Here is a 12,269-nt window from a genome sequence, read left to right as displayed (position 1 = left end):
AGTGTCCTTTAGTTACCAATTAAGGAGAACTCATTAATAAATCCATCGGCCTGATTGAACACAGGTACGGACTTTTGGGTTTTAAAGTCGAACAAGTAAATACCTCTTTGATCTTTATCTGTTGGACCGCCAAGATAAAATAAGCCTTGCTGGTCTTGGGTAATAGCAGCAGAACTACCTGTAAGGATGGGGAGCTTCAATTTAGTTCGTTTTCCAGATTGAATATCCACCAGACTGTACTCAATGTGCCCATTATTATAATATGGAGACGTAACGATGAACAATTGATCGTCACTGCTCGAAAGGGAAATCACTTGTTCATGTATTAATCGAATAACTATCCTTTCTTGTAGAGTTTTTGTATTGATTTCTTTAATCGTATAATCTGGGGGAACCAATACCTTTTTTTGTTTCCAAGCAAGTTCGCGTGCTTGGAACTGGGCCTCCTTTGAGTATTCCGCCGTGTAGATTGATTCCTTTTTTTGATTATAGGCTACACACCATGTATTGGTATCCGTATCCTTATCATGCAGCACCTTCATTGAACCCTCATTTTTATCAAGAAAGATCGTCTTTAAATTCCCTCCTGGTTTTATTGCAGCCGCCATTACAAGTGAACCCTTGGGATTAATGGGTACAATATAATTAATAGCAAACAGATTTTTAGTTAATTGGCTTTCTTTCTTAGTGTTTAAGTCATAAGAGAATAACTGGTCACCATCCCTACCCACATCTGCTGAGTAATATAATTTGTTTTCACTTCTTGAAACTACGGATAGGGGAGATTGGGATGTATAAGGTATATCCCCCAATTTTTTGATTTCTTTCGTATGAGTGTCGTAAATCATAGATCGCATGACCATCCCATCATTTGTATCCTTACCGTTCACATATTGTGTATAGGTAATCGATAAATAAGGCGAATCCACTATAGGCTTTACAGCTGTGCTACTCCCAGAACCTGAAGGGCTTGAGCAAGAAGTGAAGATTATTGTACACAATAATAGAAATAAAACGGTAGTAATGATTCTAACTTCAGTATGTTTTTTTTTCAAAACAAATCGCTTCCTCTACTATAAAAATGGATAGGACGTTACCATCCTATCCATTTTTATTTTATTATCAGATTTTAAAACTGGTAAAAGTATCTTCCTGAGAAGGAAACAGACGGGCTATAGGTCAGCCCTAAATATGAAAGGCCATCTTTCCAAATATCAACTACGGCATCTGGCAGGCTACCGTTATCTTCCTTTTGAAAACTGTAAACGTAATCATTGTCCAAGTTTCGTACAGAAATTAATGTATCATACCGCGGGTTATCAATTTCACCTTTTGTTGCACAATCACCCTTTTTCAGGACGTAGTTACCATGATCTCCGTATGTGTCGGTAAAGTTAGTTCCGCGGCCTGTTCCTTGCACTTTACCTGTGCTTGTTCCAGTAATGACAATTGAGTTATTATGAGCACCATATGTATATGTCCCTGGGGCCTTTCTGGTGCCTTGTGGAAGTGCACTTTGAACTCCAACAGTTGTTTGATCTTCCGGATAAATGATGTCTTTAAGATATCCTTCCCCATCGTAAATTACTTTCATTCCAGGCTGTGGTTTCGGATTATCAATATGGAAGACAGGCAGAGACTTTGCCTCCTCCAGAATTTCCTCCGCCATTTTATTTTCTTTATCAAGAGCTGCTTGCTCCTCAGGAGTTAGAATTCTGCGGGAAACGGTATTTTTAGGCTTTTCGGTGGGCAATGGGGATCCTTCTTCTAAATATACTGGATTATTGTTTTCATCGTACTGAATAACAGTGCCTGCAAGCATTCGATCTGGGATAGAACTGTTTTGCTCAGCAAATGTACTGATGGGGCTTGCAAAAATTTGTGAACCAACGAATACAACAGCAACAACTCTACCTAAGCATTTAATAATTCTCTTGCTCATAATCTACCTCCCAAAATTTTGTATTAATTACAAACAAAGTATATATTCGGGATCCATATTTTGTAAAGCCTTTTAATGATAATATCTGGTGCCAAGCGTCTGACAGGGGGATACATGTGCTATCAGAAGTCGTTTAATTGCTGATTTTTGGACAGAAAACTCCCCCTTTTGGAACATCTGCTACCCTAATAGAACCGGGAAGTGGTTGTCCAAACGTTGCCAATTTCCCGCGTCCTAGGTTTATATTGGATGTTATCTGGTGTTGAACTCGAGAGTGCACCGGATTAGCGTGGGTGCTCTCTGGCATTAATGTTAAATTATGAGGTCGAGAAATAAAGTAACTTCCGCCCAAGGCCAAAATTAAATATACCCCTGTTATGATGTTGATTTTATAATGATGAAGACACCTCCAGCTTTTGGGGACCTCCAGATAAATATAGAATTAATTTGGGGAAAACCGGCGTGTTCCTGCTGCCAAGTTTATATATCGTGTCACGTATTTCTATGGAAATTTGATTCAAGGGTTTGTTAGTTAATAATTAGACGTGTTCTTCCATATAAAGGTAACGGTGATTTCCAAAATAAAATATTTTTGTCTTGATTCCGTAGATGGATTAAGTAGAAGTAGCTGGACGATAATAGACTAGACAAAAATGGACAAGAAGAAGGTCCTTTTATTATGTATACGGGATTGCGGGGAACATAGCCGGAAGATCGCGATCTTATACCGATGATTCCTGGATGACCTTTCATTTCCATAATAATAACCGAGCTATGAGCAGCGGGAGGATAAACAGTGTGTGAGTTATCAAACCATAAGCCAAAAGAAAAGACACCATGAAAGGAAAGTCCTGTCTTAAACGACGGTTTAAAAATGTGGGTTCCAAAAGAAAAAAATGAACTACAAACCATTCAGCAATTAAAGCGTTATTTATTATGTGGTTTTTCTTTGGCGTTTTGAGTTGAAGGACTGCTGTTTCATCGGTTCTTTAAGGGGCCTGAATCAATGGCTCCAATGTAGAATTTGTGCATGAATCACGTTGCATACCTATAATTTAAATCATAAGCTTGTGAGGAAAAGGTATGAAAAAAAGTCCTTATTAAAGAGGGAGTGAGTCTCATTAAAAAACAGTTAGCTTTATTGTTGATCGTTGTTTGCGCGTCATTTTTTATTTCATCCAATAGTTCATTCGCGTCAAAAGCCTTGACAATTAAAGTTTCCAAAAAACCACTTGATTTTAACATCGTAAAACCTTTAAGTGACGGCGGATTCCATGATGGGTTGCTGTTATCAGAAAAATCCGATGGGAAAGTTGTCTTTTATAATTCAAAAGGAGATATTGCCTTTAATTTAGCTTCAGGAATAGTACCTGTCACTGACTTTTCTGAGCAAAGAGCAATAGTAAAGAACAATAAAACCAATCTCTACGGGTTTATTAATACAAAAGGCGGTTTGGTAACACCACTTCAGTATCAAGAAGCAGGAGATTTTACTGAAGGGGTTGCTCATGTAAAACTGAATGACTCAGATTATCTAATCAATCGATTTGGTAAGATTATTACGGAACTCTCCACGAAATATGATTCCAGCTATTCTTTTAAAGAGGGTTTATCTTTAGCATATCAATCCAAGACTGGGAAGGCAGGGTATATAAATAAAATAAATAAGGTGGTTATCCCATTTAATTATAATCAAGGTCGTGACTTTTCAGAAGGATTAGCTTTAGTTCAAGATGGAAATGGGAAATCAGGCTATGTTAACACTTCGGGTAAAGTTGTGATCCCTTTTAAGTTTAAATCTGGTGGTGACTTTAACGAAGGGATAGCCCCGGTTCAGAACAAAAATGGCAAATGGGGGTATATTAACAAAAATGGAAAAGAAGTTATCCCATTTCGCTTTTCCTCTGCAGGAATTTTTAGTGAAGGATTGGCAGCTGTCTATAATACGAAAGGGAAAGTAGGTTATATAAATAAACAAGGAAAACTGATCATTAATTACCAGCAATATAATAGAGGGTCGATCTTCAAACAAGGTTATGCATTGGTTGGCATAGGGGATAACGCTACAGGGAAATTTGGTTTCATAAATCGAAAGGGTACACTAGTAACTAAACTTGAATATAGGTCTGAGTCATCTTCATTTAGTTCGAATGGTTTAGCAGTTGCTTTTAAAGCACCAGGAACCGCGTTTATATTAACGAAGCCAAACCAAAATTAGACAATAAAAAAAGAACAAGGTGTGGGTTAAGTCCACACCTTGTTCTTTTTAGTCATGCGTGTAAAACTTTACGGTTGGAAGGTCTGCAGCAGTCCAAGACCAGTTAATTGTAGTATTGTTATAATTGGTAGATCCAGCTTGAGCAATTTGAACATCACGCAACTGCGTAATAGAGGAACCTTTTGGTCTTACGACTACACAATGACCATGGCCATCCGCCTTTCGGATACCGATAGTCGGATACCCTTGATTTGCTCGGCTTTGAGCGTCACTAAATGTAACCGAATACCAACCAGGTGTTCCATTATTGAGCAATGCATCTGCCATTTGATTTGCCGTACCACTCGGCAAAGCAGCGGACATGGCCTTCATTACGTCCTGTGCAAAGATATTGCAATACGTAGTAGAACCACTAGGTTGGTATTTACTGTTGGTTTCAACTTTAAAGCCATCGATAGTAGTTGAATAAGTGCTTGCACTTCTTGCCATTTTTATTTCCCCCTAATGTAACTAATTGAGCAGTCGATAGAGGCGCAAACCATTTGAATGGCCCTACATTCGTAATGGCTGCATCGATTGACTCTTAATAAGTAAAGTGAATCTTCTAAGAGAAAAAACAACCTAATATAAACGACTCACCCTAAAAATTAATCCGTAACCCTATTTGATGGTTCATCAACATATTAGATTTGATTACTCAAATCTTATAGCTACTAAATTTCAAGGTATTCTGTCAAAATTGGTTAGCAAAGGAATGGGAAATGTATTATGAGGAAAGATGACCCATACTAATAACATTCCGCTCTGTAAGCAGAAGCTTCCATATAAAGGAGGGGATGCTTTTTATATATCAAAAGAGCATGCTTCCTTGCTGAAAGCTGTCTAAAGTTTGCAGCTTAGTTGGCCGATAAGATTTAAATAGAGGTTTAAGATAAAATGGGAAATGGGATATTGTATTATCTTATGGCCAAAGGGTCTTCAAGGAGGTAAATAAATTAATTTATAGTCGACTTTATAAAAACCAAGAATGAAAAGAACCATCGAAATATCACGAGAAATACTTCAATGTGTAGAGAATTTTAAAAAATTGTACCATTTAGACGATGTACAGATGGTTCAACTTCATGACGAACTTGGGAGTATTCATCTGTTATTTATTTACATATAATTTTGCGGGTCGTGTCAGCTTAGCTGGTACTACTCCAAATAGAGAGTGGGGAAACACGTGAATACCATAGAGCAAATGTATGAGGATGGATTACTTTCGAACGATGCTAAAGTTCTCTTAATGGATCTGGCCAAAGGGGACGAGAATATTCTGGTCATCGGGAACGATAAGCAGATGAACGGGCTTCTCCTGATGGCTATATTACGGGAACGGTCGGGCAGCGAATTAGGCTGGTATTTTAAGGACCGGGATGACTTAAACTTAAGGAGTCTGGCCCCCAATCTGACTGTGATCAACTCAAACCAGGTGAAGTCATATGCAGAAGCACGGGAGTTGGTTCGCGCTATGACGTTTACTCCCATTGTCATAGATGAAATCAATACGCCGGCTATGGCAAAATTTTTCCTCGAGTGCTGTGTCGGTCTGCGTGATCGGGTGACAGCTGCATACACCGAATATGGAGATCCCAAAGCAGTCTTAAACTCATTTGCGAGACTAACCAGAGAAGGTGTAGATCATCGAACAGAGGAAATGGTGGTTAATTCTGTCCGGGATACGGTGAATGTCTTTATCATTTATGCAGAAGAGAATGGGCAGAAAAAAATTTATGTAATAGATAACAGAAGACAATAAAAATGCACCTACTTGAATATGGATACTTTTTAAGAACTGACATAAAATAGTGAGTTCCATGCAAAAAAGGGAGCAGTCGTCGATAAGATGACTGCTCCCTTTGGGCTTCTTAATATACGTATCCATTACCACTTACAGCAACTGTACCGATATTCTCGACTCCAATACAGGATGCACCAATTTCCATGTTATTGTTTTACTCGTACTGGAATAAGTACCAGTTACCTTCGCCATATATGTTTCTGAGGTGTTTTAATTTCGATTATCGGATAAGAAAGACGACAAAAAGGAATATCCAAAAATGTTAAACAGTAACTGGTCATAGTGTTTATCAAAGGAGATTAAATAAATATCTGTTGGTAAAAACGCCTTTGGAAATGGACCGTGCAAAAATATTAAAATCAATAAAATCGGTAGGCAGAATAAAAATAAAGATATATAATTCATTTTCCAATTCTCTTTCTTAAACAAACGTTTTCCACAGGTAATCATCTTTAGTAAAATACCGAGAATAAATGCTGGGATAGCCCATGGGAATAGAGACCACCAATATACTGCCTTTGATCCTGTATCAATGAACCAATCGGTAAACCCCTTGAAAATACATATTATAAAAATCACTAAAATCATTTTGATAAATACTTCTAAATTAGCACCTTTCATGCTATTCAAACAAAACACCCCCTAATATTAAATTGACATAAGTGGCTTGATAGAATAGGATTGAGGTGTATCAAAATTTTCCAAAAATGGAGGGATTATTTTGAGAAAAAGTGTGCTTACTTTTCTGTTATTCATTTTTACATTGTCTTTATCCACGTCATCAGTTTATGCTCAAAGTGATGCAGATATGTCCAGCGAAAGCACAAAAATCAGCGATTTAACGGTACTCTTTGAGAGAGCAAAGGAAGGAATTACCGATTTACAGATGACTAAGACAGATCCAACATTCATAAAAAGCCAACACGGGAAAACTGGGAAAGTGGAGAGGTTTGAAACTACTCAACTCTTATCAAGCACAACGAAAAATGGCGATACTACCAAAAATTATTCAACTACAATTTTTAATACATTGAGCACTCGTTCTTCTGGAGGTGATAAGTGGGACGATTCATACGGGGTAAAGGCGTATATAACGATCGACTGGACATCTGGTACTTACCAAAATATAGCAACTGCCTCAATTAATAATGTCAGCGGTGGTTGGCTAATTTCGGATAGTTGGCTTTCAATTTCTAATTTAAGTTTAACAATCAACCAAAATGGAGTTACCCCCACTATACCGTACCCCACAAATCAGAGTAAGTCGTATTCACCAGGAACCACATTTAATTATAGTAACGTTGCCTCCATAAATAATTGGGAACCCGTTTTAATCGGAAGTAGCGATATCCCTTCTGCTGTCGGCACCCAACAAAATTGTACGGTCCATGATAATAGTGACTCTTGGAGTTTTCCATTCAATTTTAAGATATCACAATAAACCGTAAATGGAGGGGACATTACAATGAAAATAATAACAAGATGTATGTTAACAATCTTTTTATTATATTTAGTTTTTCCACTCAGCAGCAGTAATGCGTCAAGTTCGAGGGGATTTTTAACCACTTATTCAAGCCAGGAAATCAAGGATATTGATGTTCTGTTCGAAAGGGCTAGAAGCGGCATAAGCGATATAAATGATAATGAGATAAGTAATTCAACGGTAGTCATAAAAAATGAAAAAAGCGGCGAAACAAAAGACGCTAAGGCTATCAGTACTACGCAGTTGCTTAAAATTGAAACAAAGGAAGGAGCAACGAAAAAGTCCTATTCAACTACCTATTTCACTTCAGGTTACAATGGGTCTGGGCACGATGACGGAGATCTCTGGGACCCGAGTAGTTACGGTGTAAAAGCTTATTCTACTTTATATTGGGATTTCTATTATGATAACGATGGTGCAACATACAAAGATATAACTAGCGCATCAGGTGGATGGACTATATCAGACAGTGCCTACTACTTAAGAAATAAAACGGTCAGACTTTTCTCTTATGGATCTACGCCTAATCATACAAGCCAGACTGTTGATAAAAGTTTTAATATTTCAGACTCAACCAATACATTTTCAGTAACTGCACCCTCAGAATGGCAGCCGGTTGTGATAACTGATAAAGCCTACAGAAATTTAGGAGTAAGCCAAAGTTGTACGATTTATGATGGAACAGACTCATCGAGCTGGAGTTTTTCCTATGAACATAAAATATAATTTGTAATATAAAGTAGCAATTGACTGCCGAGGACTTTCTCGGCAGTTTTTTAATTTTTAGTAATACTGCTGATAGTGTGGCTATTGTTGTGTCAAAAAGCATGCTTTTTGACACGCTAGAAAAACTCTTGTTTTTACGTTTCAAAATGCCCCTAAAATGACTTTAGAAACGTCTCATTAATGATGTGGGTATTTTGATACGGAGTGAGGGTAATGAAGTTAGAATAGGTCGAGTATCGGCCTAAGATCAGAATCCGGAACGGCGGCTCATCAAGTTGGGAGATCGGCATTGAGAAGCGGTTTTAAATTTCTATATATTGATGAGCTGCTCTAACGTCTTACAAGCAGACAAACAGAAGAAGCCGGAACAGATGACCCGGCCCTACTCTTATTTAATATATATTCCTCTGTTATTCTTTTAATAATAGATCTCGTTGGGTATTCTCCGCTGCCATTAGTGGTCTCTTTAAGGGGTCCCGCCAACAAAACTCAAGAAAATACGCTAAGATATATTTATTGGTTCGTCCGCTGTACGTACGCAAAGCCAGGCTGGCAGAAAACTTGGACCTATTTAATAATTTTCATTGACTTCGCAATTCTTAATAATGAATCTTTGGATAAATTAATTGTATCTAATTCAAGGTATGTACCCGATTGAATCCATTTTAATCGCGCACCTGTAGGCTCTTTCCCTAAATAAGGTTCATACCAACCTTTAACCCCATTAATGATAACCTGCTCACCTCGTGGTTCAAAAGAGAAGCTCTTTATTTGTGTTACACCAAATACATACTCACCCTTTGAATCAAAGTAGTTAATTATAACATCCTTAACTTCAGGCATATTTTTTTCAATTTGGGCAGGTATTTTTATCTCATAATTAGTTGCTGTATCAAAATAAGAAGGGGTAAACAATTTGAAGGTGATATTTTTTCTCAATTCCTGAATTTTAGTATCATCACTTATGGAGAAGCCAAATACTGCATGTGTGAGGATACTTAAGCTTAGAGCAATTGATTTCAACATTCTTTGTGTTCTCCTCTTTCTTTATTGTTTTTATTTATTTTCCCCAATATGAAGTTGTATATTCTTGAATGTGAAATTTGAACCCAGTATCGGTTTTCCTTCCGCACGGTTTGAAATAATTTGTAACAGGATGATATCGCGTTGTCTGCTTAATCGAAGCGTGAACTTTAACAGATCCTTCCCCAGGATAGGAAGTGAGTACCTATGTGATGGCGCTCTAAAGGACGAGTAGCTAAAGAGCTATTGGTCTAGGAATTGGCGGTTTTAGATACTTTATGGAGAAAAACGAGGAGGAGGCTGAATATTAAACCGGCTAGGAGACTTGTTTTCAAAATTCTTGAATGAGGGAGTATTGGAACGGAAATTTTGTAGAATCCTGAATTTGTATTCAGCATGAAAAATGCACCCCTAAAATTTATCAGTTACCCTGACTATTTTTAAGGGGTGCACTTATGATTTTTAAAATTTATTGATAGGCATACCCATCAACTTGTACATATGTTCCTCCGACGACATCATTATCGTTTAATGATACCCAATTTACATCATATGTTTTTCCACTTGGTAACCCATATACTCCAAATGTTTTGTAGTTTGTTACATCACCCTCAACCCAAGAAAGCCTGTCTTCTCCAGTTGAAGCATCTGTAACGGTCCATTTTATAGAAGCCTTTTCGTTGGAATGAAGACCATATACTTTATAATTATAAAATTGAAAACTACTTACACCTGAATTCAAGGACACAGTAAATCCACCAAATTGTCCGGCACTTGTTGGGCGGACATAGTATGGACCATATGTTGAGGAGGCTGCGAATACAGATGAAGCATCCCCTGTCTTAATTTCTACATATGGCCCAGTCTCAGGAAGAGGAGTGTTGATTTCACTACTGGTACTTTCAATTGTCTTCTGGTTGGTACTTTCATCAGCAAAAACTGCTGATGAAAAAGCAAATGAAAATAACAAGAGGAACAAGAACAATTTCGGGAAATTTTTCATTGTATACACCCACCTCATACAAAATTTTCTATCTATTCCATTATATTCCGAGTTGGGAGAGTAGTAAATACTTTTGTGAGGTGCACCTTCTATTAAAAATCATGTTTTGCAGCGTTTCTTTCAGGGGCATTTTGAACGTAAAAACAAAAGTCTTTTGTCAAAAAAACATGCCATTATTGATATGGGTATTTTTGATATAGAGTAAACGAAGTTGGCACATGGTCGAGTGTGGTCAAAGATCAGATCCTCAAAACCTCATTGGGAGGCAGGCATTGATGAGCGGTTTATATTACATAGTGGAAGTGACTTCGAGAGGCCGCGATACAAGGCTATGCGCTCGATGATCGATAGGGGGACCTGGTTTCTGTGGATGCGCGGGATCGTTTGGGACGTGATTAAGGGGTCAAGGTAGTGATACAGTTGGATACGGGCTTATTATTTTGTCATATTATCTATACATAACATGACGAAAAATGATATAATCAAAATATGGAAGGTGCATTCCACCGTTTCGTAAGAGCGGAAAATCTCGTCGTGTTATATATTTCGGTTAAAAGGAGTCAACCATGTTTGAAGAGTTTATACGGCATCTAGAGGATCGAGGCGTCTCTCCAAAAACCATCATCAGTTATCAGGGGAGTTGGAAGAGGTTTGTTGCCTGGCTTCAATCGATCCATCCGGGCGAACAGGTACATGCAGAATATGCGACCCAAAAGGATATGGCTGATTTCAAAAGATACTTACTTGTCGCCGGCGGCAGGAATGGAAAACCGGCTTCGCCAGCAACCAACCAGTTAACGTTTGTCCACCTAAACGCGACTTTTAGATTTTTTGCAGAGATGGGATACCTACCTGACAACCCGGTAGGGCGAATTAAAAAGCCTCCTAGAGCCCGTCGTCTCCCAAAGTGGCTCTCTCGGAATGAACAGAACGCTTTGCTTCGTGAGGTTCGGAACCAGGCAAGTAAAAGGGATCACGCGATCGTTCTGACTTTTCTTCGCTTGGGGTTGCGAGTTCATGAGCTTTGCGATCTGCAGCTCACCGACCTGACGTTGAGCGAAAGAAAGGGAACAGCATATATCCGGGGGAAAGGGGACAAGGATCGAGAGTTGCCGGTTAACGCAGAGCTGCGCGCCGCCTTGCAAGGGTATCTGAACGAAAGGGATTCAGACAGTCCTTATGTGTTCGTTTCAAAGCGGTCTTCTAAATGCTCTGAACGAGGGATACAGCACATTATAGAAAAATACCGGGATCGAACAAAAATCAAGCATTTATCTTGCCACTGCCTCAGACATACGTTTGGGCATGATTTATTGGCTGCCGGTAACGACCTGCAGAAGGTGGCCATGCTGATGGGGCACTACAAAGAAGATGGAACCCCGAATATTGAAATGACGATGATCTATACGACTCCTGGTACTGATGATCTGGAGGCTGCAGTGGAGTCGATCAGCTGGACTTGAAAATGAATGGAGAAGGTATACTTGTACTTATTCAAGGACAAGCACATTGCGAACATATTCGCAATAGACACAAAAAGAATAAGGGAGTGTGTATTCAAATGCCAGAAAATGAGCATGCACCGTGGTTCAGAACTGAATTTAGAGAATTGCAAGAGATTTACGGAAAATCCGGAGATGAATTGAGGTTAGCAATGTATCAAAAGGGGGTTACGAGAAGTGATGGATACGAGTATGCCATCATGGCGAGATAAGCGCAAAGCAATCAACGATGTCTTAAAAATGATCGAATATTCTCAAAGTTGGATTGTGGATAAAAGGTAAGTGTCATGATGTACAGTGCAAACGTATTGCGGATTAGACACAAAATGCGAAGGAGTGAAGTCAATGAAAATCGAGGTTTATGAAAATTTCGATGGAAGCAAGTTGGTGGCTGTCTTGGTTGAAGATGATGGAACGGAACGCGAGTTGGTGAGATCGGAAGTAGGTAATGATGATTTGTTAAACAAAATCGATGATATGAATTTGTCGCATCTAACAGTGACATTTCACTGGGCATCTGGTAATTGAA

13 protein-coding genes are annotated in these 12,269 nt (G+C 38.5%); 7 read left to right on the top strand and 6 right to left on the bottom strand.

What is annotated here, in order from left to right:
- Positions 1–8 precede the first annotated feature (8 nt).
- On the bottom strand, positions 9–1,055 hold the full coding sequence (locus tag MKY74_RS35295) for a hypothetical protein (protein WP_144025550.1): 1,047 nt from the start codon (positions 1,053–1,055) through the stop codon (positions 9–11).
- Positions 1,056–1,129: 74 nt separating this feature from the next.
- Entirely contained in the window at positions 1,130–1,942 is an 813-nt protein-coding gene (locus MKY74_RS35290; RefSeq protein WP_076176839.1) for a hypothetical protein, read from the bottom strand.
- A gap of 1,111 nt (positions 1,943–3,053) precedes the next feature.
- On the opposite strand from MKY74_RS35290, the gene MKY74_RS35285 reads away from it, so the two are divergent.
- Entirely contained in the window at positions 3,054–4,160 is a 1,107-nt protein-coding gene (locus tag MKY74_RS35285) for a WG repeat-containing protein (RefSeq protein WP_244169468.1), read from the top strand.
- A gap of 48 nt (positions 4,161–4,208) precedes the next feature.
- Here MKY74_RS35285 and MKY74_RS35280 read toward each other — a convergent pair whose 3' ends face one another.
- The gene (locus tag MKY74_RS35280) at positions 4,209–4,649 is read right to left on the bottom strand and encodes a hypothetical protein (protein ID WP_076176840.1); all 441 of its coding nucleotides are present in this window, start codon (positions 4,647–4,649) and stop codon (positions 4,209–4,211) included.
- Between the two features lie 736 nt (positions 4,650–5,385).
- Here MKY74_RS35280 and MKY74_RS35275 point away from each other — a divergent pair.
- A complete protein-coding gene (locus MKY74_RS35275; protein ID WP_076176841.1) occupies positions 5,386–5,961 on the top strand; it encodes a hypothetical protein in 576 nt (191 codons plus the stop codon).
- Positions 5,962–6,213: 252 nt separating this feature from the next.
- Here the strand turns inward: MKY74_RS35275 and MKY74_RS35270 are convergent, their stop codons facing one another.
- A complete protein-coding gene (locus tag MKY74_RS35270) occupies positions 6,214–6,633 on the bottom strand; it encodes a hypothetical protein (RefSeq protein WP_076176842.1) in 420 nt (139 codons plus the stop codon).
- A 91-nt stretch (positions 6,634–6,724) separates the two neighbouring features.
- On the opposite strand from MKY74_RS35270, the gene MKY74_RS35265 reads away from it, so the two are divergent.
- Together MKY74_RS35265 and MKY74_RS35260 are read left to right on the top strand one after the other, a co-directional pair.
- Entirely contained in the window at positions 6,725–7,444 is a 720-nt protein-coding gene (locus MKY74_RS35265) for a hypothetical protein (protein ID WP_144025551.1), read from the top strand.
- A gap of 24 nt (positions 7,445–7,468) precedes the next feature.
- Positions 7,469–8,212 carry a hypothetical protein gene (locus MKY74_RS35260; protein ID WP_144025552.1) on the top strand — a complete coding sequence of 248 codons (744 nt, stop codon included), beginning with the start codon at positions 7,469–7,471 and terminating at the stop codon, positions 8,210–8,212.
- A 567-nt stretch (positions 8,213–8,779) separates the two neighbouring features.
- Here the strand turns inward: MKY74_RS35260 and MKY74_RS35255 are convergent.
- Both MKY74_RS35255 and MKY74_RS35250 read right to left on the bottom strand, forming a co-directional pair.
- Entirely contained in the window at positions 8,780–9,238 is a 459-nt protein-coding gene (locus MKY74_RS35255; RefSeq protein WP_076176843.1) for a hypothetical protein, read from the bottom strand.
- Between the two features lie 466 nt (positions 9,239–9,704).
- On the bottom strand, positions 9,705–10,238 hold the full coding sequence (locus MKY74_RS35250; protein WP_144025553.1) for a hypothetical protein: 534 nt from the start codon (positions 10,236–10,238) through the stop codon (positions 9,705–9,707).
- 566 nt (positions 10,239–10,804) lie between these two features.
- Between MKY74_RS35250 and MKY74_RS35245 the strand changes: the two genes are divergently transcribed.
- From MKY74_RS35245 to MKY74_RS35235, 3 genes are all read left to right on the top strand, one after another.
- Positions 10,805–11,701 (top strand): tyrosine-type recombinase/integrase, encoded by an 897-nt coding sequence (locus MKY74_RS35245; protein ID WP_076176845.1) that lies wholly within the window; start codon positions 10,805–10,807, stop codon positions 11,699–11,701.
- A gap of 2 nt (positions 11,702–11,703) precedes the next feature.
- A complete protein-coding gene (locus tag MKY74_RS35240) occupies positions 11,704–11,952 on the top strand; it encodes a hypothetical protein (protein WP_076176846.1) in 249 nt (82 codons plus the stop codon).
- 133 nt (positions 11,953–12,085) lie between these two features.
- A complete protein-coding gene (locus MKY74_RS35235; RefSeq protein WP_076176847.1) occupies positions 12,086–12,268 on the top strand; it encodes a hypothetical protein in 183 nt (60 codons plus the stop codon).
- Position 12,269: the final 1 nt, after the last annotated feature.

It is taken from the genome of Paenibacillus sp. FSL R5-0378, from assembly GCF_038009285.1.
Taxonomy (GTDB): domain Bacteria; phylum Bacillota; class Bacilli; order Paenibacillales; family Paenibacillaceae; genus Paenibacillus_AQ; species Paenibacillus_AQ favisporus.
Note: the sequence above shows the minus strand (reverse complement) of the source record. Positions and strands in the feature narration are given on the sequence as shown.